This is a genomic window from Streptomyces altiplanensis, from assembly GCF_053591575.1.
The window spans coordinates 1-22,198 of record NZ_JBSFUB010000011.1 but is presented as its reverse complement, the minus strand read 5'-3'; the positions used below and the strand labels follow the sequence as shown (position 1 = coordinate 22,198).

Below are 22,198 nucleotides of genomic sequence, written 5' to 3'. Positions count from 1 at the left end.
CGCCCCTACGCCGTAACCTGGCCATCATGAACGAGTGCCCGCACGTCGCCGCGCTGCCGGACCCCGAACCGGCCCCGCTGAGCGGCACCTGCCCGGAGTGCCTGGCGGTCGGCAGCCACCCCGTACAGCTGCGGCTGTGCCTGGTGTGCGGCCACGTGGGGTGCTGCGACTCGTCGCCGCACCGGCACGCGTCCGGACACTTCGACGAGACGGGCCATCCGGTGCTGCGCAGTTTCGAGCCCGGCGAGAACTGGCGTTGGTGCTTCGTGGACGGTTCGATCGTCTGACGTGTGGGTACGTCAATCCGGCGCCGGTACTTTCCAATTGGGCGCCGCACACCCCTAGCCACTGTACGTACTCATATGCTTACCATGAGTGACGGTCTCGGACGGGGGTCCGGCGACACGGCAGAATGGATCGCGATAGCGTCACCGGCGAACGACGTACCGCGTGGCTCCGGGGGGACGCTCCCTCCCGGGCCCCCGAAAGAGCTTGTGCCACCTTGGAGGTGAGGGTGTCCCAGATCGCAGGCGAGCCCGGGACCCAGGACTTCGTGGAAGTCCGGCTGCCCGCTGCAGGTGCCTATCTGTCCGTGCTGCGTACGGCCACGGCCGGACTCGCGGCGCGCTTGGACTTCACTCTCGACGAGATCGAGGACCTGCGCATCGCGGTCGACGAGGCCTGCGCGATCCTGCTCCAGCAGGCCGTGCCGGGCTCCGTCCTCAGCTGTGTCTTCCGGCTCGTCGGAGACTCACTCGACGTCACGGTCTCGGCCCCCACCACCGACGGACGCGCACCGGAGCGCGACACCTTCGCCTGGACGGTGCTCTCGGCACTGGCGGGCAAGGTCGACTCCACGGTCGCCGAGGACCGTACGGTCACCATCAGCCTGTACAAACAGCGCGGCGCGGGACCCGGGCCGGCGTGAGGAACGGGGACGGGCCGGTGTGGAACGAGGAGCTCAGCCCACAGGCGCCGACGGGAGGGCGCGAGGCCGCGGCCGGACAGGCCGGGCCTGCGCCCGCACCTGCGGGCATCCCTGAACAGCAGGCCCGGCCCCACCCGGTCGACGGACCGGTGGCCGACGGGCCGGCGGACGGCCCGGTGGGCACGGTGGCGGCGGAGCAGGCAGAGCGGGCGGGCCATATGAGCGAGCACGGACAGCACTCCACGGAGCACGGACGTCACGATCCGAACGACCGCAGTGGTGCGCGCGCGCTGTTCATCGAGTTGCGCGAGCTGCCGGACGGGTCGGCCGAGAAGGCGGAGCTGCGCAACCGGCTGGTGCGCATGCACCTCCCCCTGGTCGAGCACCTGGCGCGCCGCTTCCGCAACCGCGGCGAGCCGCTCGACGACCTCACCCAGGTCGCCACGATCGGCCTGATCAAGTCGGTGGACCGGTTCGACCCGGAGCGCGGCGTCGAGTTCTCGACGTACGCCACCCCGACCGTCGTCGGCGAGATCAAGCGGCACTTCCGCGACAAGGGCTGGGCCGTCCGGGTGCCCCGGCGCCTCCAGGAGCTGCGCCTGTCGCTGACGACGGCCACGGCCGAGCTCTCCCAGCAGCACGGCCGGTCCCCGACCGTGCACGAGCTGGCCGAGCGCCTGGGCATCTCGGAGGAAGAGGTCCTGGAGGGCCTGGAGTCCGCCAACGCGTACAGCACGCTGTCGCTGGACGTCCCCGACACCGACGACGACTCCCCGGCGGTCGCGGACACCCTGGGCGCCGAGGACGAGGCGCTGGAGGGCGTCGAGTACCGGGAGTCGCTGAAGCCGCTCCTCGAAGGCCTCCCGCCGCGTGAGAAGCGCATCCTGCTGCTGCGTTTCTTCGGCAACATGACGCAGTCGCAGATCGCGACGGAAGTCGGCATCTCCCAGATGCACGTCTCACGGCTGCTCGCGCGCACACTGGCCCAGCTCCGCGAAAGGCTCCTGGTCGAGGAGTAGTCCCCGCGGCCGTACGACCCGTACGGCCGGCCGGACGTCCCGCGGCGTTACGCGTCGCGGGGGCCGCGGATGCCCAGCGCCCGGTTCGTCTCGGGGTTGACCAGCAGGACCAGCGAGGCGACGGCCACCACCGCGAGGGCGATGCCGGCCGGGATCAGCAGGGACCCTTCGGAGCGCAGCAGGGTCCAGGCCACCGGCAGCGCCATGAGCTGCGTGATGATGGCGGGCCCGCGGCTCCACGCGCGGCGCTTGAGCAGTCCGCGCGCGGCCAGCAGCGGCAGCAGCGCCAGGACGATCAGCGTCACACCGCCCATCTCCGCCTGCTCGGGCCTGTCCGGACTGCCGAGCAGCCCCATCACGAGCATGTACACGCCGCCGGCGACCAGCGCCAGGCCCTCCAGCGCGGCGAGCGCCGCCGCTGCGGTCAGCCGGGTGGGGCGGGGGCCTGCGACGGGTGCGGGAGTCTGCTCATTGCTCACCCTTGCAGCGTAACCGCCCGCCTCGGCGGACCAGGTCTGGGCCAGGTTCCCCCCACTGGGTAGTCTGGCGCGCATGCGTGCACTCCTCGTGGTCAATCCGGCAGCTACCACCACCAGTGCGCGCACCCGTGATGTCTTGATTCATGCCCTTGCCAGCGAGATGAAGCTGGAAGCCGTGACGACCGAGTACCGCGGGCACGCCCGCGACCTGGGCCGGCGGGCCGCGCAGAGCGAGGACATCGAGCTGGTCGTGGCACTCGGCGGCGACGGCACCGTGAACGAGGTCGTCAACGGCCTCCTGCACGAGGGCCCGGACCCGCAGCGGCTGCCGCGCCTGGCCGTCGTCCCCGGCGGCTCCACGAACGTCTTCGCCCGCGCCCTCGGCCTGCCCAACGACGCCGTCGAGGCGACCGGCGCCATCCTGGACGCGCTGCGCACCCGCAGCGAACGCACGGTCGGCCTCGGTCTGGCGGCGGGTACCCCGGGAACCGAGGACGAATCGGTGCCGGCCCGCTGGTTCACGTTCTGCGCGGGATTCGGTTTCGACGCCGGAGTGATCGGCAGGGTCGAGCAGCAGAGGGAGCGCGGAAAGCGTTCGACGCACGCCCTCTACGTGCGCCAGGTGGTACGCCAGTTCCTGATGGAACCGCACCGCCGACAGGGCCTGATCACCATGGAGCGCCCCGGCCACGACCCGGTGGAAGACCTCGTGCTGTCCATAGTCTGCAACACCGCCCCCTGGACCTACCTGGGCAATCGTCCGATGTACGCGTCCCCGGAAGCCTCCTTCGACAAGGCGCTCGACGTGCTCGGGCTGAGCAAGCTGTCCACCCCCGCCGTGGCCCGTTACGCGACCCAGCTGCTGACCTCGTCGCCCGAGCGCGGACCCCATGGCAAGCACGCGGTGACGCTGCACGATCTGACCGACTTCACCTTGCATTCGAAGGCGCCCCTCCCCTTCCAGATGGACGGTGACCACTTGGGGCTGCGTACGAGCGTGACGTTCACAGGCGTACGCCGTGCACTGCGTGTGATTGTGTGAGCGGAAGGCGCAAAAGTCCTTTAACTCGAACGTACGGGCTGGGTTACACCCCTTAGAAGTACGGCTGTGACCTACCCGACACCGAGGAATCAAAAAAAACTTCCCGGAAGGGGTTGTATCCGCCGCCGAGGTTTGGGAATCTCTACATGGCGATCGGGACGGCCCGCAACACCAGCCTCCACTGAAAGCCAGAACCCCTCCTTGCACACAGGACCCACACCAGGTAACTGGCAGTCGGCCCTTCACTTGCGGAGGGATTCGTGAAAGCGTTCACATTCACAAGCACCAGCACGTAATACCAAGGAGAGGTAGCAGCCATGGACTGGCGTCACAACGCCGTTTGTCGTGAGGAAGACCCGGAGCTGTTCTTCCCCATCGGCAACACCGGTCCTGCGCTGCTGCAGATCGAGGAAGCCAAGGCCGTCTGCCGCCGCTGCCCCGTCATGGAGCAGTGCCTGCAGTGGGCGCTCGAGTCCGGTCAGGACTCCGGCGTCTGGGGTGGCCTCAGCGAGGACGAGCGCCGCGCAATGAAGCGCCGTGCCGCCCGCAACCGGGCGCGTAACGCGACCGCCTGAGCCACCACCCCGCACGAGCCTCAGCTTGGCGGCGCGTACAGCGCGTACGTACCACCCGCCCCGAGCCGCAGCGCGCAGTACCCCCCGATGCGCATAGCAACGTGAGCTTTGAGCCCCGGACCGTTCTTCGGTCCGGGGCTCGCCGCTTTTCCGCCCCGGTCCGGCGTTACTTGTCGGCGCGTACGGGTACGTCGAGTACGACCCGGGTGCCGCGCTCGGGGGCCGGGACCATGTCGAAGGTCCCGCCCAGTTCGCCCTCGACCAGCGTCCGTACGATCTGCAGGCCCAGGTTGCCGGTCCGCTTCGGGTCGAACCCCTCGGGCAGTCCGCGGCCGTCGTCCTGAACGGTGATCAGCAGCCGGGCGTCCTTGCGGTCGCTGCCGCGCACGGCGGCCACCTCGACCGTACCCCGCTCCCCCGGTGCGAAGGCATGCTCCAGCGCGTTCTGGAGAACCTCGGTGAGGACCATCGCCAGCGGCGTCGCGACCTCGGCGTCGAGTATGCCGAAGCGGCCCGCACGGCGGCAGTCGACCTTGCCCGGCGAGATCTCGGCGACCATCGCGATCACCCGGTCGGCGATCTCGTCGAACTGGACGCGCTCGTCGAGGTTCTGCGAGAGCGTCTCGTGGACGATCGCGATCGAGCCGACGCGGCGCACCGCCTCGTTGAGCGCCTCGCGGCCCTGCTCGGAGTCCATCCGGCGCGCCTGGAGCCGCAACAGGGCCGCCACCGTCTGGAGGTTGTTCTTCACCCGGTGGTGGATCTCCCGGATGGTGGCGTCCTTGGTGATCAACTCCCGCTCGCGCCGACGGAGTTCCGTGACGTCGCGGCACAGGACGAGCGAACCGATCCGCGTGCCCTTGGGCTTGAGCGGGATCGCGCGCAGCTGGATCACCCCGCTGTCCCCCTCGACCTCGGTCTCGCGCGGGGCGTAGCCGCTGGCCAGCTTGACCAGGGCTTCGTCCACCGGGCCGCGGGACGGGGCGAGTTCGGCGGTGGCCTGGCCGAGGTGGTTTCCGACCAGGTCGGAGGCGAGGCCGAGACGGTGGTACGCGGACAGGGCGTTCGGCGACGCGTACTGGACGATGCCGTCCGCGTCGAGCCGGATCAGCCCGTCGCCGGCGCGCGGCGAGGCGTCCATGTCGACCTGCTGGCCGGGGAAGGGGAAGGCCCCGGCGGCGATCATCTGGGCCAGGTCGGAGGCGCTCTGGAGGTACGTCAGCTCCAGGCGGCTGGGGGTGCGTACGGTCAGCAGGTTCGTATTGCGGGCGATGACGCCGAGGACGCGCCCTTCGCGGCGTACGGGAATCGACTCGACCCGGACCGGGACCTCCTCCCGCCACTCCGGGTCGCCCTCGCGCACGATCCGGCCCTCGTCGAGGGCCGCGTCGAGGAGGGGGCGGCGGCCGCGCGGGACGAGGTGGCCGACCATGTCGTCCTGGTAGGAGGTGGGGCCGGTGTTGGGCCGCATCTGCGCGACGGAGACGTAGCGCGTCCCGTCGAGGGTGGGAACCCACAGGACGAGGTCGGCGAAGGAGAGGTCGGAGAGCAGCTGCCACTCCGAGACCAACAGATGGAGCCACTCGAGGTCGGTCTCACTCAGAGCGGTGTGCTGGCGGACGAGGTCGTTCATGGAGGGCACGTGTGCGAGCGTACCTTCGCTCGGGCGACCCCATGGCCACGGCGCCGGCCGGGACCCTCAGCCCGCCCGGCACCGCAGCCCGGAGTCTTTCCCCAGCCCGCGAGGGGCTGGGGTATCCGCTGGCCGGCGGGTGTGCGGTCCCGCGCGGCCGTCGAGAGGTCCCGGTGCAGTCAGGGCAGAGAGCGCCGGTACCTCGTTCCGCCTTCCTGTGCGGGGAGGGCGGAGGCTTTATCTGTGCATTGTGGACTAGACCATTCTCCCTGTCCATGCATGTGCGTCACCCAGTTTGCAGGGCTTCCCGCCGGACGCGCCGGATCAGTGCGTCTCCGTCACCTTCGCCAGGGCGCGCGGGTGGTCCGGGTCCTGGCCTCGGGCGATCGCCACTTCGTACGCCAGGAGCTGGAGCGGGAGGATTTCCAGGATCGGCTGGAGCTCCTCGGCGACGCCTTCCATGGAGAGTACGAAACCGGCCGAGGCTTCGTCGACCCGGGCCCTCGGTCCGACCACCATCAGGTCGGCGCCGCGGCCGCGCAGCCGGTCCAGGACGGGCTGGAGGGCCTCTCCGCCCTTGCCCGCCGTGACGACGGCGATGACCGGGGAGATGTTGTCGACCATGGCGAGCGGGCCGTGCAGCAGGTCGGCGCCGGAGTAGGAGAGGGCGGGGATGTAACTCGTCTCCATGAGCTTGAGCGCCGCCTCCTTGGCCGTCGGGTAGCCGTAGCCGCGCGAGGTGATGACCATGCGCTCGGCGAACCGGTAACGGCCGGCCAGCTGCCTGACCTCGTCCCGGCGGGCCAGGATCCGGTCGGCGAGGTCCGGCAGGGCCGCCGCGGCCGGCCCGTCTCCGCCCCGCAGGCCCTCGACGAGGAGGTGGAGGGCGAGGAGCGAGGCGGTGTACGTCTTGGTGGCGGGCAGGGCCTTCTCCGGGCCCGCCAGGATGTCGATGTGGTGCTCGCTGACCGCCGCCAGCGGCGAGTCCGCGTTGTTGGTCACGGCGAGCGTGATCGCGCCGGCCTCGCGGGCCGCCCTGGCGGACGCCACGAGGTCGGGCGAGCCGCCGGACTGGCTGACCGTGACGACCAGGACGTCCCTGAGGTCGGGCCGCGCGCCGTAGGCGGTCGTCGTGGACATGGAGGTCAGGCCGCAGGGCAGGCCGAGCCGGATCTCCAGCAGGTACTTCGCGTAGAGCGCCGCGTTGTCGGACGTGCCGCGGGCGGCGAGGAGGACGAAGCGCGGGCTCTTCGCGGCGATGGTCCGGGCCGTCTCGTGGATCTCCGGCGCGCCGGCTCCGAGGATCCGTCGCAGCACCGCGGGCTGCTCGGCGATTTCGGCGGACATGATCCTGCCCGGCTGTTCGACCATGCTGGATGCCTCCAAAAGGTGACGATCGGCGCGTCTCAGTCGACCATGGAAATACGGGCCCGCGCATGGCGAAGACCACCCGGCACACGTCCCCGCCTCTGCTAGATTGGTCTATACCACATGACGGATCCCCTTCTCAGATCGGCAGGCTCAGCGTGGAAGTTGTCATCGTTCCGGACGCCAGGACCGGCGGCGAGCTCATCGCGGCGAGCATCGGCCGGCTGCTGGGCCGCAAGCCCGACGCGCTGCTCGGCGTGGCCACCGGTTCGTCCCCGCTGCCCATCTACGAAGCCCTGACGGCCAAGGTCCGCGCGGGCGAGGTCGACGCGTCGCGCGCGCGGATCTGCCAGCTCGACGAGTACGTCGGGCTGCCCGCCGGGCACCCCGAGTCGTACCGCTCCGTCGTGCTGCGCGAGGTCGTGGAGCCGCTCGGCCTGACCGAGGCGTCCTTCATGGGCCCCGACGGCTCCGCCGAGGACATCCAGGCCGCGTGCGAGGCGTACGACCGCGCCCTCGGCGAGGCCGGCGGCGTGGACCTCCAGCTGCTCGGCATAGGCACCGACGGGCACATCGGCTTCAACGAGCCGTGCTCCTCGCTGGCCTCCCGCACCCGGATCAAGACGCTGACCGAGCAGACCCGCGTCGACAACGCGCGTTTCTTCGAGGGCGACATCGACCAGGTGCCCCACCACGTCATCACGCAGGGCATCGGCACCATCCTGGAGGCCCGCCACCTGGTGCTGCTCGCCACCGGGGAGGGCAAGGCCGATGCCGTGGCGCAGACCGTCGAGGGCCCGGTCGCCGCACTGGTGCCGGCCTCCGCGCTCCAGCTGCACCCGCACGCGACGGTCGTCGTCGACGAGGCCGCGGCGTCCAAGCTGAAGCTCGCCGACTACTTCCGCGCGACGTACGCGGCCAAGCCGGTCTGGCAGGGCCTGTAGGACTCCCCCGGGGATTTCCCCAGGACTTCCCCGGACACGGCGGAGTGCCGGGATCCCCCCGGATCCCGGCACTCCGCCGTACCGGTCAGACGCCGGCGACGACCTCGGCGGCGGCCCGGCCGCACACCCGCGCGGCGCCGTGCGTCGCGATGTACAGACCTCCGCGCGGCTGCGCCTGCGGCACGCCCATCTCCACCACGACGGTGTCGGGCCTGGCGGCGGTCAGCGCCTCCAGCGCGAGGGCCATCCACGGGTGGCGGTGGACATCGCGTACGACCGCGACGATCCGGCGGCCTTCCGCGGCCCCGATCACCTGCTCCGGCGCGGAGTTCCCGCTGTGGTACGTGCCCGTCGTGGTGCCCGGCAGCAGGCGCGCCAGCTCGGCGGCGATCCCCCACGGCGTCTCGTCGCCGACGGCGATGTTGGCGACGGGGGCGAAGGCCGCGACGTACGGGGCGGAAGTGACGGGAGCGAAACCGGCGCTCCGGGTGATCCGCAGCGCCCTGCGCGCGGCCACCAGGCCGATGCCGGTGCCGGGCGCGGTCCCCTCCTGTGAAGCCGCGCCCGGCCCCGAAACCCCCCGGGCCCCCCTGCTCTGCCGCGTCCAGCCCGCGAGCGCGCGCACGCGCGCCGCCGCGTCGGCCAGCCGCTCCTCCGGCAGTACGCCGTCCCGCACGGCCGCGACCAGCGCGTCGCGCAGCCTCAGCACGGTCCCGTCGTCCGCCAGCCCACCGCCGACGCAGATCGCGTCGGCGCCGGCGGCGATCGCCATGACGCTGCCGAGCTCGATGCCGTACGTCGCGGAGATGGCCTGCATCTCCATGCCGTCGGTGATGATCAGCCCGTCGTAGCCGAGTTCCTCGCGCAGCAGACCCGTGAGGATCTGCGGGCTCAGAGTGGCCGGACGGGCCGGGTCGAGCGCAGGGAGCAGAATATGCGCGCTCATGACAGATTTGGAACCCGCGGCGATCGCCGCCCGGAAAGGCACCAGCTCACGGGCGTGCAGTGTGTCCAAGTCCACGTCGATGCGGGGCATCGCGTGGTGCGAGTCGACGGCGGTGTCGCCGTGGCCCGGGAAGTGCTTGGTGCAGGCGGCGACACCGGCGGCCTGGAGGCCCTCGACGTACGCCGCGGTGTGCCGGGCCACGAGCTGCGGGTCGGCGCCGAAGGAGCGTACGCCGATGACCGGATTGCCCGGGTTGGAGTTGACGTCGGCGGACGGCGCCCAGTTGAGGTTGACGCCGCACTCGGCCAGCCGGCGGCCGAGTTCACGGGCGACGTCCCGGGTGAGGGCGGTGTCGTCGACGGCGCCGAGGGCGAGGTTGCCGGGGAACGAGGAGCCGTGGCGGACCTCCAGGCGGGTGACGTCGCCGCCCTCCTCGTCGATCGCGACGAGCACGTCGTCGCGTTCGGCGCGCAGTTGCGCGGTGAGCGCGGCCAGTTGCGCCGGGGACGCGATGTTGCGCCCGAAGAGACCGACGGAGGTCAGGCCCTCGCCGACCCGGCGCAGCAGCCAGTCGGGGGCGGCGGTGCCCTGGAAGCCGGGCTGGAGGACGGCGAGAGCGTCGCGGGTGAGGGTGTCGGTGCGAGGAGCGAGAGTGGTCATGGTCGCGCGTTATCCCTTCACTGCACCGGCGGTCATGCCGCCGACGGCCCGGCGTTGGAGGAAGAGGAAGACGACGAGGACGGGGAGGGCGAACAGGGAGGAGGCCGCCATCGTCGCGCCCCAGTCGCTGCCGAACGCCGTCTGGAACTGCGTGAGCCAGAGGGTCAGCGTCTGGGCTTCCTTGTCCTTGTTGAGGATCAGGACCATGGCGAATTCGTTCCAGGCCGTGATGAAGCCGAAGAGCGAGGTGGACATCAGGCCCGGTGCCAGCAGGGGGAAGACCACCTTGATGAAGGCCTGGCCGCGGTTGCAGCCGTCGATCAGCGCGGCTTCCTCCAGTTCCACCGGGACGGCGGCGATGAAACCGCGCAGGGTCCAGATGGTGAAGGGCAGGACCATGACGAAGTAGATCGCGGTGAGGAGCGGGATGCTGTTCAGCATGTCGCCGTCCCGGGCGATCAGGTACATCACGATGACCATGACTTCCCAGGGCGCCATCTGAGCCATCATCACGGCCAGCACCAGGCCCTTGCGGCCCCGGAACTTCATCCGGGCGATGGCGAAGCTGGCGGCCAGGGCGACGACGAGGGCCAGGAAGACCGCGCCGACGGTGACGGTGATGCTGTTGAGGACGTACGTCCAGAACAGGTCGACGCCCGTCGCCTTCGTGTAGTTGTCGAGGGTCGGCGTGAAGAGGAAGACCGGGTCCTTGGAGAGGATCTCGCTCTGGGGCTTCAGCGAGGACGAGAACATCCAGTAGACCGGGAAGAGGAAGACCGCCGCCAGAGCGAGCGCGAGGAGGTTCTTGCCGATCGCGGACGGACGGACGGGCCGTCTGTTGCGGCGCGGCACACGGAGATCAGAGGACACGTTGCTCACTGCTCCTCCTCCTGCTTCAGGATCAGGCGGAAGTAGAAGGACATGATGGCGATCAGCATCACGATGGTCAGCACGGAGACCGCCGCGGCGACGCCGTAGTGGAACTGGCCCTGGCCCTCGATGTAGGCGAAGACCGGCAGGGTCTCGGACTCCCGGTCGGGGCCGCCGGCGTTCATTGCGTACACCTGCGTGAACGCCTTGAAGACCCAGATGATCTCCAGGAAGGTGGTGATCAGGAAGAACGGCTTCAGGCTGGGGAAGACGACCGCCCAGAAGGTCTGCCAGCCGGTCGCGCCGTCCATCCGCGCCGCCTCGTACAGCTCGTTGCCGATGGTCGTCAGGCCCGCGTACATGTTGAGCGCGACGAACGGGATCGAGCCCCAGACCACGAGCACGGTGACGATGGTGAGGGTCGCCATCCCGGTCTCGAACCAGTTGTGCTGCTCGTAGCCGGAGACGCCCAGGGTGCGCATGATCCAGTTGGCGATGCCGAACTGCTCGTCGAAGAGCCACTTGAAGACGGTGACGGAGGCGACGATCGGCATGGCCCAGGCGGTGACCAGGGCCACCGACAGCACCAGCCTCATCTTCTTGCCGAGGCGGTTGAGCAGGATGCCGATGAGCGAGCCGATGCCCATGATCAGCACGACGTTGGCCGCGGTGAACAGGAGGGACCGGACGGCCACGGTCCAGAACTCGGAATCCGTGAGCAGGTCCGTGTAGTTGGCGAAGCCCGCCCACACGGTCTCCCGGGTGATCAGCTCCCTGCGTCCGACCTCCTGGAAGGACAGGATCAGGTTGCGGACGAGGGGGTAGAGCAGCAGCACGGCGCCGGAGACGACCGCCGGTGCCAGCAGCAGGTACGGGAACAGCCCGGCGGGCAGCGATCGTCTGCCTCTGCCACGAGGAGGCTGAGGGACTTTCCTGGATCCGGAGGCGGGCGGTGGAGTCTGTGACTTCCCGGCCGCCTTTCCGGGGGCGTCCTCCAGTGCGGAGGCCGCCACTCCCTGGGAGTGCACGGTCATGGTCTTCTTCCTCGCGGTTCTGGGCACCCGCGCCCAACGGGTCTGCGGCCCACGCGGGGCCGCCGTCACTGCATGCCCGGGTGGTGCGGCCGGCGACGGGTGGTCGCCGGCCGCACCACGGGATACGGCTACTCCTGGCCGAGACGCTCGGTGATGACCTTGTCGGCCGCTTCACCGGCCTTCTTGGCGTCCTCGCCCTTCAGGACCTTCGTCATGTAGTCCTTGATCGGGTTCGGCTCGGTCTCGACGTTCGCCCAGCCCGGCGTGACGGGCGTGACCTCGCCGACGGACGCGGACTTCGCCATGGCCTCGGCGAACGAACCGGCCTCCGGCTCGAACTGGGCCGCGTCGTTGTTCGGCAGCAGCGCGCCGGCGGTGGCCTTCGCGTACTTCGCCATCTGGTCCTTGCCGGCGGCGAGGGCCAGCCACTCCTTGGCCAGGTCCTTGTTCTGCGAGCGCTCGGCGACGGCCAGGTTCGAGCCGCCGAGGAAGACGCTGCCCGGCTTGTCGGCGGTCTTGCCCGGGATCGGGAAGTAGCCGAAGTCGGCCTTGTCGCCCGCCTTCTCGATGGCGGCGATCGCGCCGCCGGCCTCCCAGCCGAGACCGATCCAGGACGCGACACCGCCCTTGGGGACGATGTCGGTCGACTGCTGCGGCGTCGCCTCGTCCTTGTCCTTCGGAGCCGTGGAGAACGACTGGAGCTTCTTGTAGAAGTTCATGGCGGAGGCCGCCTCGGGGGAGGACAGGGCGCCCTTCCACTGCTCGCCGTCCCGGGCCGCCAGGTCGCCGCCCTCGTCCCACACGAAACCGGCGTAGACGTACCAGCTCTGCCCCGGCAGGTAGAGCGGCTGGATCTTGCTGTCGGACTTCTTGATCTTCTCCAGGCCGGCGACCCACTCGTCGCGCGTCTTCGGCGGCTTGACGCCCGCCTTCTTGAAGATCTTCTTGTCGTAGACGACCGCGCGGCTGGCGGCGTACCACGGGGCGGCGTAGAGCTTGCCGTCCAGCTCGGCCGCGGGGACCATCCCCTTGTTCCAGCCGTCGTAGCCGAGATCGGCCTTGTCGTCGGTGAGGTCGGCGAGGCCGCCGGTGACCGCGTAACCGGCGGTCTGGGTGTTGCCGAGCTCCACGACGTCCGGCGGGGTGTCCTCGGAGAGGGCCGTGGTCAGCTTCTCCTGGATGCCGTTCCACTGCTGCTTCTCGACCTTGACCTTGACGCCCGGGTGCTTGGCCTCGAACTCCTTGTTGACACCGGCCATCCAGTCGTCGGGAGCCGAACCGTCCATCACCCAGACCGTGACCGACTTGCCGTCTCCGGACGACTTGCCGCCGGAGCCGCCGTCGTCCGAACCGCACGCGGCAATGCCGACCATCATGCCCGCGACGCCTATCGCCGCGACGAGCTTGCGCTTCACGCCATCACTCCTCAGGGATGCCTGCAACCCCCTGCCCACCGCGAAGACTTACGCCGATGTACTGCCCGGGGCCGGGTTCTGGTCTTTAATGGTTTAGACCAGTACCGGGAGCTTGGCCTAGACCTTTAGGGGTGTCAAGGGTGTATAAGAAGGGCTCTCGCGTCCGTTATCGGACCGACACCTGAGGAAGGGCGTCGCCCCGTGACGAGGCCGTGCCACCATGTGAGCCGCGACAGTCGGAGGAGCCGGTGACGGCAGCAGCACAGAAGTCGGGAAGGCGGGGCATGGCCACGGACGGGGGCGGCACGGAGACCGAGGGCACAGCGCCGGCACGTACCGCGCGCGTGCCCAAGTACTACCGGCTCAAGCGGCATTTGCTGGACATGACCGAAACCCTGCCGCCCGGGACCCCGGTACCGCCGGAGCGGACCCTGGCCGCCGAGTTCGACACGTCGCGCACGACGGTGCGCCAGGCGCTCCAGGAGCTGGTCGTCGAGGGCCGTCTGGAGCGGATCCAGGGCAAGGGCACGTTCGTGGCCAAGCCGAAGGTCTCGCAGGCGCTGCAACTCACCTCGTACACCGAGGACATGCGGGCGCAGGGCCTGGAGCCCACCTCCCAGCTCCTCGACATCGGTTACGTCACCGCCGACGACACCCTCGCCGGACTGCTCGACATCGGCACGGGCGGGCGGGTCCTGCGGATCGAGCGGCTGCGGCTCGCGAGCGGTGAGCCGATGGCGATCGAGACGACGCACCTGTCGGCGAAGCGCTTCCCGGCCCTGCGCCGCTCGCTCGTCAAGTACACGTCGCTCTACACGGCGCTGGCGGAGGTGTACGGCGTCCACCTCGCCGAGGCCGAGGAGACGATCGAGACCTCGCTGGCCACCCCGCGCGAGGCCGGGCTGCTCGGTACGGACGTGGGCCTGCCGATGCTGATGCTGTCCCGGCACTCGATCGACGGGAACGGCGAGCCGGTGGAGTGGGTGCGCTCGGTCTACCGCGGCGACCGCTACAAGTTCGTGGCCAATCTGAAGCGGCCGACGGACTGACGCGGCGGCCGCCGTCCGGGCGGTGTTCTGGTACGGCTCTGACCTGCGGTGGTCGGGCCGTGTCCGTACCGATATGCGGACAGGGGGTTACGGACGGCGGTCACAGCACCTAGATTTCGCGCACGTTACGAGTAGAGATCGCGCGAGGGGACGGATCGTCATGCCGGAGTCGACATCGCCAGCCGAGAGGCAACGGGCACTGTCCCCGAAGTCCATCGCCGTATGGGGCGCCGTGGCCCTCGTCGGCGCCATCGCCTGGGCCGTGCTCGCCCTCTCGCGCGGTGAAGAGGTCTCCGCCGCCTGGATGCTGGCGGCGGCCCTCGGCTCGTACGCCATCGCGTACCGCTTCTACTCCCGCTTCATCGCCCACCGCGTCCTGAAGGTCGACAAGAACCGGGCCACCCCCGCCGAGCGGCTCGACAACGGTGTCGACTTCCACCCCACCGACCGCCGCGTGCTGTTCGGCCACCACTTCGCCGCCATCGCGGGCGCGGGCCCGCTGGTCGGTCCCGTGCTGGCCGCGCAGATGGGCTACCTGCCCGGCACGATATGGATCATCGTCGGCGTCATCCTCGCCGGCGCCGTCCAGGACATGGTGACGCTCTTCTTCTCCACCCGCCGCGACGGCCGTTCGCTCGGCCAGATGGCACGGGACGAGATAGGGCCGTTCGGCGGCGCCGCCGCCCTGGTCGCCGTCTTCGCCATCATGATCATCCTGCTCGCGGTGCTCGCCCTGGTCATCGTGAACGCGCTCGCGCACTCGCCGTGGGGCGTGTTCTCCATCGGCATGACCATCCCGATCGCCCTCTTCATGGGCGTCTACCTGCGCATCCTGCGTCCCGGCCGGGTCAGCGAGGTCTCCGTCATCGGCGTCGCGCTGCTGCTGCTCGCGATCGTCTCGGGCGGCTGGGTCGCGGAGTCCTCGTGGGCGGACACGTTCACGCTGGAGCCGGGCACGCTCGTCATCTGGATGATCGTGTACGGCTTCCTCGCCTCGGTCCTGCCGGTGTGGCTGCTGCTGGCCCCGCGCGACTACCTCTCCACCTTCATGAAGGTCGGCACGATCGGGCTGCTCGCCCTCGGCGTCTTCATCGCGCTGCCGACGATGAAGATGCCCGCGGTCACCGACTTCGCGACCAGCGGCACGGGCCCCGTCTTCGCCGGCTCGATGTTCCCGTTCGTCTTCATCACCATCGCCTGCGGCGCGCTCTCCGGCTTCCACTCCCTGGTCTCCTCGGGCACCACCCCGAAGATGGTCCAGAAGGAGACGCAGATCCGGATGATCGGCTACGGCGCGATGCTGACCGAGTCGTTCGTCGCGGTGATGGCGATGATCACGGCGTGCATCATCGACCCGGGTCTGTACTTCGCCATCAACTCGCCGGTCGGCGTGGTCGGGGACAGCGTCCAGGCGGCGTCCGAAGCGGTGACCAACCTGGGCTTCTCCATCTCCCCGGAGGCGCTCGCCCAGGCGGCGAAGGACGTCGAGGAGCAGAGCCTGCTCTCGCGCACCGGTGGCGCGCCGACCTTTGCGCTCGGCATGTCGGAGATCTTCTCCGCGGTCGTCGGCGGCACCGCCATGAAGGCGTTCTGGTACCACTTCGCGATCATGTTCGAGGCGCTGTTCATCCTCACGACGGTGGACGCGGGCACCCGCGTCGGGCGCTTCATGCTCCAGGACATGCTGGGCAACGTCTACAAGCCGTTCCGCGAGGTCAGCTGGAAGCCGGGCGTCTGGTTCGCCAGCGCGGTCGTGGTCGGCGGCTGGGGCTACTTCCTGTGGGTCGGCGTGCACGACCCGCTGGGCGGCATCAACCAGCTCTTCCCGCTGTTCGGCATCGCGAACCAGCTGCTGGCCGCCGTCGCCCTCGCCGTCTGCACCGTGCTGCTCGTCAAGTCCGGCCGTCTGAAGTGGGCGTGGGTCACCGGGGTACCGCTCGCCTGGGACGTGGCGGTCACGCTCACCGCCAGCTGGCAGAAGATCTTCTCGGACGACGTGAAGGTCGGCTTCTTCGCCCAGCGCGACAAGTACCAGGCGGGCATCGACTCGGGCCAGGTGCTGCCGCCCGCCAAGAACATGGACCAGATGCACACCGTGGTCACCAACTCGACGGTCGACGGCGTGCTGTGCGCACTCTTCGCGGTCCTCATCCTCGTGGTGCTCGCGGACGCCGGCCGGGTCTGCCTCAAGGCCGTCCGCGCCCCCGAGAGCGTCAAGCTCCACGAGGCGCCGTACGTCGAGTCCAGGATCGTCGCCCCCGCCTCGATCATCGCGACCAAGGAGGAGAAGGCCGAGCTGGCCGCGGCCGGCGTCGGTCCGGAGGGCGACACCCGCAAGGAGGCCGCGGCGGCCGGCGCGGGGACCCCCGAATGACCCTGACGGGCGTGCGCCGCGCGGCGGGCCGGATCCGCTGGTACGTCCGCGAACTGACCGGCGAGGCGGCGTACGACCGGTACGTGGCGCACGCGAGGTCCTGCGACCCCGAGGCGCCGGTCATGTCCCGGCGCGCGTTCGAACGCAGCCGCACGGACGCCCGGGAGGCGGACCCCCGCGAGGGCTTCCGCTGCTGCTGAGCGATTCCCACGGGCCGCCGCGTCCCCTCCGGGGGGTGCGGCGGCCCGTTCGCGTGTCCCGCGCGAAGCAGGGAATCCACCGCACCCGCGCACCGCGTCAGGCCCGCCCGGCGCCTGGGGGCACGCGGCCGGAGGCTGTGCCAGGGGGCCCGGAGCGTGCCCTTTTCCGGCCACGGACGGGGAGGAGAAATTTCCGCCCTCGCCATGACATCGGCCACCCGACACAACATCTGGGGGGTGCAACACCCAGCCGCCCCCACATGTATGCTCAACCTCGCTGTCGCCGCAGGGGAATCCGGTGCGAATCCGGAACTGTCCCGCAACGGTGTGATCGGTACGCTTTTGCGCACCCAGGAGTCCGAGGACCTGCCGACGGCGTATCCGGCTCGACCGAACCGGATACCGACACGTCCGGGCCTCGCGGTTGGGCCGGTGGACGCTGCGTGGTGTGCCGCCCCTCAGGGGTGAGGCGTGCCCGTACGCCCCCCGTTCCCCGCCGGCCCCGAGCCGAGCGAGGGAGAGCACCCCGTGACCATCGCGCCAGCCGATCCGGCAACTGCCACGGAGCCGACGGGTTCAACGGAGTCGACGCAGTCGTCCGACGGCCCCGGGACCGCGCTCCTGCGGACCCTCACCGACCTGACCGCCGACCTCCCCGACACCGACCCGGGCAGAGTCGCCGCGGCCGCCCTGCGCGGCCGCAACGCGGCGTCGGACGCGGCCGAGCTGCGGGGCCTCGCCACCGACGCCGCCGCCGGGCTGATCTCCGAGGACCCGGCGTACTCCCGCCTCGCGGCCCGGCTGCTGACCCGCACGATCCGGGACGAGGCGGCGACGCAGGGCGTCCGCACCTTCTCCGAGTCGGTCTCCGTCGGCCACCGCGAGGGCCTGATCGCCGACCGTACGGCCGAGTTCGTGTCCGCCCACGCGGCCCGCCTCGACGCGCTGGCCGACCCGGCCGCCGACGACCGCTTCGGCTACTTCGGCCTGCGCACGGTCTACAGCCGCTACCTCCTGCGCCACCCCATCACCCGTCAGGTCATCGAGACGCCCCAGCACTTCATGCTGCGCGTGGCGTCCGGTCTGGCCAAGGACGACTCCCCCGAGGCCGCCGACGAGGTCGCCGCGCTGTACCGCCTGATGAGCCGCCTGGACTACCTGCCGTCCTCGCCCACGCTCTTCAACTCCGGTACGCGCCACCCGCAGATGTCGTCCTGCTACCTGCTGGACTCGCCGCTCGACGAGCTCGACTCGATCTACGGCCGCTACCACGAGGTCGCGCGCCTCTCCAAGCACGCGGGCGGCATCGGCCTCTCGTACTCCCGTATCCGCGCCCGCGGCTCCCTGATCCGCGGCACCAACGGCCACTCCAACGGCATCGTCCCCTTCCTGCGCACCCTCGACTCGTCGGTCGCCGCCGTGAACCAGGGCGGCCGGCGCAAGGGCGCGGCCTGCGTCTACCTGGAGACGTGGCACGCGGACATCGAGGAGTTCCTGGAGCTGCGCGACAACACGGGCGAGGAGGCGCGGCGTACGCACAACCTGAACCTCGCGCACTGGATCCCCGACGAGTTCATGCGGCGCGTCGACGCGGACACCGACTGGTCGCTGTTCTCGCCCTCCGACGTTCCCGAGCTCGTCGACCTGTGGGGCGACGCGTTCGACCGGGCGTACCGCAAGGCCGAGGCGGACGGCCTGGCCCGTACGACGATTCCCGCGCGCCAGCTGTACGGCCGGATGATGCGCACCCTGGCGCAGACCGGCAACGGCTGGATGACGTTCAAGGACGCGTCGAACCGTACGGCGAACCAGACGGCGGAGCCCGGCTCGGTGGTCCACTCCTCGAACCTGTGCACCGAGATCCTGGAGGTCACGGACGACGGGGAGACGGCCGTCTGCAACCTCGGTTCCGTCAATCTCGGTTCGTTCGTGACCGGGAACGGCGACATCGACTGGGAGCGCCTGGACGAGACCGTCCGTACGGCCGTCACGTTCCTCGACCGCGTCGTCGACATCAACTTCTACCCGACCGAGCAGGCCGGCCGCTCCAACGCCAAGTGGCGTCCGGTGGGCCTGGGCGCGATGGGTCTCCAGGACGTCTTCTTCAAGCTGCGCCTGCCCTTCGACTCCCCCGAGGCCCTCGCCCTCTCCACGCGGATCGCCGAGCGCATCATGCTCGCCGCGTACGAGGCGTCCTGCGACCTCGCCGAGGTCAGCGGCCCGCTCCCGGCCTGGGAGAAGACCCGCGCGGCGCGCGGCGTCCTGCACCCCGACCACTACGGCGTCGAGGTCACCTGGCCCGAGCGGTGGGACGCGCTGCGCGCCCGTGTCGCCAAGACCGGAATGCGCAACTCCCTGCTCCTCGCGATCGCTCCGACCGCGACCATCGCGTCGATCGCGGGCGTGTACGAGTGCATCGAGCCGCAGGTCTCCAACCTCTTCAAGCGCGAGACGCTCAGCGGTGAGTTCCTCCAGGTCAACGCCTACCTGGTGGAGGACCTGAAGAAGCTCGGCGTCTGGGACGCCCAGTCCCGCGAGGCGCTGCGCGAGTCCAGCGGCTCGGTGCAGGGCTTCAGCTGGATCCCCGAGGAGGTGCGGGCGCTCTACCGCACCGCGTGGGAGATCCCGCAGCGCGGCCTGATCGACATGGCGGCGGCCCGTACGCCGTACCTCGACCAGTCGCAGTCCCTGAACCTCTTCCTGGAGACGCCGACCATCGGGAAGCTCTCCTCGATGTACGCGTACGCCTGGAAGAAGGGGCTGAAGACGACGTACTACCTGCGCTCGCGCCCCGCGACCCGCATCGCCCGGGCCGCCGGCTCCGGCGCGGCGGCCGCGGCGCCCGCCACCCCCATCCCCGTACAGCAGGCCACCGCGCCCGACGCGGACGCGATCGCCTGCTCCCTTGAGAACCCCGAGTCCTGCGAGGCGTGCCAGTAATGTCGACCAACCCCGACAAGAACCTTCTCGACCCGGGCTTCGAGCTGACGCTGCGCCCCATGCGCTACCCGGACTTCTACGAGCGCTACCGGGACGCGATCAAGAACACCTGGACGGTGGAGGAGGTCGACCTCCACTCGGACGTCGCCGACCTCGCGAAGCTCTCGCCCGGTGAGCAGCACATGATCGGCCGGCTGGTCGCGTTCTTCGCGACGGGCGACTCGATCGTCTCCAACAACCTGGTGCTGACCCTCTACAAGCACATCAACTCCCCCGAGGCGCGCCTCTACCTCTCGCGCCAGCTCTTCGAGGAGGCCGTGCACGTCCAGTTCTACCTGACGCTGCTGGACACCTACCTCCCCGACCCGGACGACCGCGCGGCGGCGTTCGACGCGGTGGAGGAGATCCCCTCGATCCGCGAGAAGGCGCAGTTCTGCTTCAAGTGGATGGACTCGGTCGAGAAGATCGAGCGCCTGGAGACGAAGGCCGACCGCCGTCGCTTCCTGCTGAACCTGATCTGCTTCGCGGCGTGCATCGAGGGACTGTTCTTCTACGGCGCGTTCGCGTACGTCTACTGGTTCCGCTCGCGCGGCCTGCTGCACGGCCTGGCGACCGGCACCAACTGGGTGTTCCGTGACGAGACGATGCACATGAACTTCGCGTTCGAGGTCGTGGACACCGTCCGCAAGGAGGAGCCGGACCTCTTCGACGACGCCCTCCAGCAGCAGGTCACGGACATGCTGAAGGAGGCCGTCGAGGCGGAGCTCCAGTTCGGCCGCGACCTGTGCGGTGACGGCCTGCCCGGCATGAACACCGAGTCGATGCGCGAGTACCTCCAGTGCGTCGCCGACCAGCGCCTGGAGCGCCTCGGTTTCGCCCCGGTGTACGGCTCGCAGAACCCGTTCTCCTTCATGGAGCTCCAGGGCGTCCAGGAGCTGACGAACTTCTTCGAGCGCCGCCCGTCGGCGTACCAGGTCGCGGTCGAGGGCTCGGTCGCCTTCGACGACGACTTCTAGACCGCGAGCGGGCGGTCGCGCCTGGCGTCGCGGAGGACCGTGCCCCACCAGAGAAGCTGGTCGAGCATGACCTTCGCGGCGCCGTTGGGCCCTTCCGGGTTCTTCAGGGTCCCGTCGGGGCCGAAGAGCTCGTAGTACCGGGGGAACGAGACGTAGTCGCGGACCGTGTGGGCGTGGAGCTCGTTGAAGACCTGGCGGAGCTGTTCGATGGCCAGGAGACCGCCGCTGGCCCCGCTGTAGCCGACGAAGCCGACCGGCTTGGCCTGCCACTCGGTGTAGTGCCAGTCGACGGCGGCCTTCAGCGAGGCCGGGAAGCTGCGGTTGTAGTCCGGTGTCAGCACGACCACCGCGTCGGCCGCCGCGAGCCGGCGGGTGAGGGGCTCCATGCTCGCGGGGCGGGGCAGGTCCGGCTCCATCGCCGGCGGCACGGGCGGCAGCTCCAGCGGAATCGGCGTGTCCGCCAGGTCGACGAGGTCCACCTCGAACCGGCCGTGCTCCCGGGCCTGTCCGACGAACCAGTCGGCGACCACCGGGGCGAACCGGCCCTCCCTGACGCTTCCGACGATCACCGCGAGGCTGAGGGTCTCACTGGGCATGGCTGTGCTCCTTGTCCGGCGTACGAGGCGTACGAAGTGCGGAGGCGACCCGCGCTCCGGGGGCCGCCTCCGTCAATCTGCCGGGCGGAGCCGGGACCAGGAAGGCCGGGCCGTGACTGGTAGTGGCAGGGCCACGATCCGGCCGGGGGCCGGTGTTACGTTCACCGGGTGAGCGACAACGAGCTGGGCCTCTTCCTGCGCACCCGCCGCGAAGCCGTCACCCCCGCCGAGGTGGGCCTGCCCGCCGGCGCCCGCCGCCGCACGCCGGGTCTGCGCCGCTCGGAGCTGGCCACGCTCGCGGGCGTCAGCGTCGAGTACGTGACGCGTCTGGAGCAGGGGCGCGACCGCCGCCCCTCCCCGCAGGTACTGTCCGCGCTGGCCGACGCGCTCGGGCTGGCCGCGAGCGAGCGCATCCACATGCACCGCCTCGTCAAGGGCGCCGACGCCGGCTTCACCTGCATGGGCGGCGCCTCCCCCGTCCGTACGGTGCGCCCCACCGTGCGGGCCCTGCTCGACCGCCTCGATCCCGCCCCCGCCGTGCTGGTCAACCGGCTGAGCGAGGTCCTCGCCTGGACGGCGGGGTACGAGCGGCTGGCGGGCCCGGTCGGCCTGCTGGACGGCAGCCCGCCGAACCTGGCCCGTTACGTGTTCACCGATCCCCGGGCACGCAGCACGTACCCCGACTGGGGCATCGTCGCCGACGAGCAGGTCGCGGCCCTCAAGCAGGGCCCCTTCCGGGCGGACGGCCATGTCGCCCTGCTCGCCGACGAGTTGGCCGTCACCGGCGGCCCCGAATTCACCGGACGCGTGGACACCCTGCCGGGGCTTCCCAGGTCCAGCGGCATCACGCGCCTGCTCCACCCCGAGGCGGGTGAGCTGAGGCTGGCGTACGAGACGCTCGAACTGCCCGCCGACGACGACCAGCGCCTCCTCGTCCACCTGCCCGCCGACGACAGCACGGCCGCCGCCCTCGACCGCCTCACCGGCCGCCGGCCGGGGGCGCTGCGCGCGGTCCCGCCACCAACATCTTCTTCAACCTGCTCTTCGGAGTGGTCAGCGACCGGATCGGCTGGCGCACCACGATCGGCTGGTTCGGCGCGGTCGGCTGCG

19 protein-coding genes, 1 pseudogene and 1 riboswitch are annotated in these 22,198 nt (G+C 70.3%); of the genes and pseudogenes, 12 read left to right on the top strand and 8 right to left on the bottom strand.

Annotated features, from left to right (window positions below):
* The first annotated feature begins 26 nt into the window (after nt 1–26).
* From ACWD0Y_RS07825 to ACWD0Y_RS07815, 3 genes are all read left to right on the top strand, one after another.
* Entirely contained in the window at nt 27–287 is a 261-nt protein-coding gene (locus ACWD0Y_RS07825) for a UBP-type zinc finger domain-containing protein (protein ID WP_450259507.1), read from the top strand.
* Nucleotides 288–514: 227 nt separating this feature from the next.
* Complete coding sequence (locus tag ACWD0Y_RS07820) at nt 515–928, top strand: ATP-binding protein (protein WP_093799113.1); 414 nt, start codon at nt 515–517, stop codon at nt 926–928.
* A complete protein-coding gene (locus ACWD0Y_RS07815) occupies nt 925–1,947 on the top strand; it encodes an RNA polymerase sigma factor SigF (RefSeq protein ID WP_450259506.1) in 1,023 nt (340 codons plus the stop codon). The genes ACWD0Y_RS07820 and ACWD0Y_RS07815 overlap by 4 nt, the downstream gene beginning before the upstream one ends.
* A 47-nt stretch (nt 1,948–1,994) precedes the next feature.
* Here ACWD0Y_RS07815 and ACWD0Y_RS07810 read toward each other — a convergent pair whose 3' ends face one another.
* Nucleotides 1,995–2,426 carry a hypothetical protein gene (locus ACWD0Y_RS07810; protein WP_450259505.1) on the bottom strand — a complete coding sequence of 144 codons (432 nt, stop codon included), beginning with the start codon at nt 2,424–2,426 and terminating at the stop codon, nt 1,995–1,997.
* A gap of 73 nt (nt 2,427–2,499) precedes the next feature.
* Here ACWD0Y_RS07810 and ACWD0Y_RS07805 point away from each other — a divergent pair, with 73 nt between their 5' ends.
* On the top strand, nt 2,500–3,468 hold the full coding sequence (locus ACWD0Y_RS07805) for a diacylglycerol/lipid kinase family protein (protein WP_450259504.1): 969 nt from the start codon (nt 2,500–2,502) through the stop codon (nt 3,466–3,468).
* Nucleotides 3,469–3,785: 317 nt separating this feature from the next.
* A complete protein-coding gene (locus ACWD0Y_RS07800) occupies nt 3,786–4,043 on the top strand; it encodes a WhiB family transcriptional regulator (RefSeq protein WP_004937597.1) in 258 nt (85 codons plus the stop codon).
* Between the two features lie 166 nt (nt 4,044–4,209).
* Here ACWD0Y_RS07800 and ACWD0Y_RS07795 read toward each other — a convergent pair whose 3' ends face one another.
* Both ACWD0Y_RS07795 and ACWD0Y_RS07790 read right to left on the bottom strand, forming a co-directional pair.
* The gene (locus ACWD0Y_RS07795) at nt 4,210–5,676 is read right to left on the bottom strand and encodes a sensor histidine kinase (protein WP_450259595.1); all 1,467 of its coding nucleotides are present in this window, start codon (nt 5,674–5,676) and stop codon (nt 4,210–4,212) included.
* A 324-nt stretch (nt 5,677–6,000) separates the two neighbouring features.
* Nucleotides 6,001–7,047 (bottom strand): SIS domain-containing protein, encoded by a 1,047-nt coding sequence (locus tag ACWD0Y_RS07790; RefSeq protein WP_450259503.1) that lies wholly within the window; start codon nt 7,045–7,047, stop codon nt 6,001–6,003.
* A gap of 155 nt (nt 7,048–7,202) precedes the next feature.
* Here ACWD0Y_RS07790 and nagB point away from each other — a divergent pair, with 155 nt between their 5' ends.
* Nucleotides 7,203–7,988, top strand: coding sequence for a glucosamine-6-phosphate deaminase (nagB, locus tag ACWD0Y_RS07785; RefSeq protein ID WP_450259502.1), 786 nt, complete (start codon nt 7,203–7,205; stop codon nt 7,986–7,988).
* Between the two features lie 85 nt (nt 7,989–8,073).
* Here the strand turns inward: nagB and ACWD0Y_RS07780 are convergent, their stop codons facing one another.
* The 4 genes from ACWD0Y_RS07780 to ACWD0Y_RS07765 form a co-directional block, all read right to left on the bottom strand.
* Nucleotides 8,074–9,594, bottom strand: coding sequence for a glycoside hydrolase family 3 protein (locus tag ACWD0Y_RS07780; RefSeq protein WP_450259501.1), 1,521 nt, complete (start codon nt 9,592–9,594; stop codon nt 8,074–8,076).
* Nucleotides 9,595–9,603: 9 nt separating this feature from the next.
* The gene (locus ACWD0Y_RS07775) at nt 9,604–10,446 is read right to left on the bottom strand and encodes a carbohydrate ABC transporter permease (protein ID WP_450259594.1); all 843 of its coding nucleotides are present in this window, start codon (nt 10,444–10,446) and stop codon (nt 9,604–9,606) included.
* A 23-nt stretch (nt 10,447–10,469) separates the two neighbouring features.
* Nucleotides 10,470–11,498 carry a carbohydrate ABC transporter permease gene (locus tag ACWD0Y_RS07770; protein WP_450259500.1) on the bottom strand — a complete coding sequence of 343 codons (1,029 nt, stop codon included), beginning with the start codon at nt 11,496–11,498 and terminating at the stop codon, nt 10,470–10,472.
* Nucleotides 11,499–11,626: 128 nt separating this feature from the next.
* Nucleotides 11,627–12,913: an extracellular solute-binding protein gene (locus ACWD0Y_RS07765; RefSeq protein ID WP_450259499.1), complete on the bottom strand. Its 1,287-nt coding sequence runs from the start codon at nt 12,911–12,913 to the stop codon at nt 11,627–11,629.
* 284 nt (nt 12,914–13,197) lie between these two features.
* Here ACWD0Y_RS07765 and ACWD0Y_RS07760 point away from each other — a divergent pair, with 284 nt between their 5' ends.
* From ACWD0Y_RS07760 to ACWD0Y_RS07740, 5 genes are all read left to right on the top strand, one after another.
* On the top strand, nt 13,198–13,962 hold the full coding sequence (locus tag ACWD0Y_RS07760) for a GntR family transcriptional regulator (protein ID WP_450259498.1): 765 nt from the start codon (nt 13,198–13,200) through the stop codon (nt 13,960–13,962).
* A gap of 160 nt (nt 13,963–14,122) precedes the next feature.
* On the top strand, nt 14,123–16,336 hold the full coding sequence (locus tag ACWD0Y_RS07755; RefSeq protein ID WP_450259497.1) for a carbon starvation CstA family protein: 2,214 nt from the start codon (nt 14,123–14,125) through the stop codon (nt 16,334–16,336).
* Nucleotides 16,333–16,536: a YbdD/YjiX family protein gene (locus tag ACWD0Y_RS07750; RefSeq protein ID WP_450259496.1), complete on the top strand. Its 204-nt coding sequence runs from the start codon at nt 16,333–16,335 to the stop codon at nt 16,534–16,536. Before ACWD0Y_RS07755 ends, ACWD0Y_RS07750 begins: the two co-directional genes overlap by 4 nt.
* A 264-nt stretch (nt 16,537–16,800) precedes the next feature.
* Nucleotides 16,801–16,924: riboswitch (cobalamin riboswitch) on the top strand.
* Nucleotides 16,925–17,064: 140 nt separating this feature from the next.
* Complete coding sequence (locus tag ACWD0Y_RS07745; RefSeq protein WP_450259495.1) at nt 17,065–19,476, top strand: ribonucleoside-diphosphate reductase subunit alpha; 2,412 nt, start codon at nt 17,065–17,067, stop codon at nt 19,474–19,476.
* Nucleotides 19,476–20,492: a ribonucleotide-diphosphate reductase subunit beta gene (locus ACWD0Y_RS07740; protein WP_176710014.1), complete on the top strand. Its 1,017-nt coding sequence runs from the start codon at nt 19,476–19,478 to the stop codon at nt 20,490–20,492. The genes ACWD0Y_RS07745 and ACWD0Y_RS07740 overlap by 1 nt, the downstream gene beginning before the upstream one ends.
* On the opposite strand, the gene ACWD0Y_RS07735 is transcribed toward ACWD0Y_RS07740, so the two are convergent.
* Complete coding sequence (locus ACWD0Y_RS07735) at nt 20,489–21,088, bottom strand: NADPH-dependent FMN reductase (RefSeq protein WP_450259494.1); 600 nt, start codon at nt 21,086–21,088, stop codon at nt 20,489–20,491. The genes ACWD0Y_RS07740 and ACWD0Y_RS07735 overlap by 4 nt on opposite strands.
* Nucleotides 21,089–21,256: 168 nt before the next feature.
* Here ACWD0Y_RS07735 and ACWD0Y_RS07730 point away from each other — a divergent pair.
* A pseudogene (locus tag ACWD0Y_RS07730) lies at nt 21,257–22,102 on the top strand (helix-turn-helix domain-containing protein); the annotation flags it as partial.
* Nucleotides 22,103–22,198 lie beyond the last annotated feature (96 nt).

Coding starts and splice junctions, on each gene's coding strand:
- ACWD0Y_RS07795 (WP_450259595.1), bottom strand. CDS start 5,676: ATGAACGACCTCGTCCGCCAGCACACCGCTCTGAGTGAGACCGACCTC.
- ACWD0Y_RS07760 (WP_450259498.1), top strand. CDS start 13,198: ATGGCCACGGACGGGGGCGGCACGGAGACCGAGGGCACAGCGCCGGCA.
- ACWD0Y_RS07825 (WP_450259507.1), top strand. CDS start 27: ATGAACGAGTGCCCGCACGTCGCCGCGCTGCCGGACCCCGAACCGGCC.
- ACWD0Y_RS07735 (WP_450259494.1), bottom strand. CDS start 21,088: ATGCCCAGTGAGACCCTCAGCCTCGCGGTGATCGTCGGAAGCGTCAGG.
- ACWD0Y_RS07790 (WP_450259503.1), bottom strand. CDS start 7,047: ATGGTCGAACAGCCGGGCAGGATCATGTCCGCCGAAATCGCCGAGCAG.
- ACWD0Y_RS07740 (WP_176710014.1), top strand. CDS start 19,476: ATGTCGACCAACCCCGACAAGAACCTTCTCGACCCGGGCTTCGAGCTG.
- ACWD0Y_RS07780 (WP_450259501.1), bottom strand. CDS start 9,594: ATGACCACTCTCGCTCCTCGCACCGACACCCTCACCCGCGACGCTCTC.
- ACWD0Y_RS07805 (WP_450259504.1), top strand. CDS start 2,500: ATGCGTGCACTCCTCGTGGTCAATCCGGCAGCTACCACCACCAGTGCG.
- ACWD0Y_RS07750 (WP_450259496.1), top strand. CDS start 16,333: ATGACCCTGACGGGCGTGCGCCGCGCGGCGGGCCGGATCCGCTGGTAC.
- ACWD0Y_RS07755 (WP_450259497.1), top strand. CDS start 14,123: ATGCCGGAGTCGACATCGCCAGCCGAGAGGCAACGGGCACTGTCCCCG.
- ACWD0Y_RS07800 (WP_004937597.1), top strand. CDS start 3,786: ATGGACTGGCGTCACAACGCCGTTTGTCGTGAGGAAGACCCGGAGCTG.
- ACWD0Y_RS07770 (WP_450259500.1), bottom strand. CDS start 11,498: ATGACCGTGCACTCCCAGGGAGTGGCGGCCTCCGCACTGGAGGACGCC.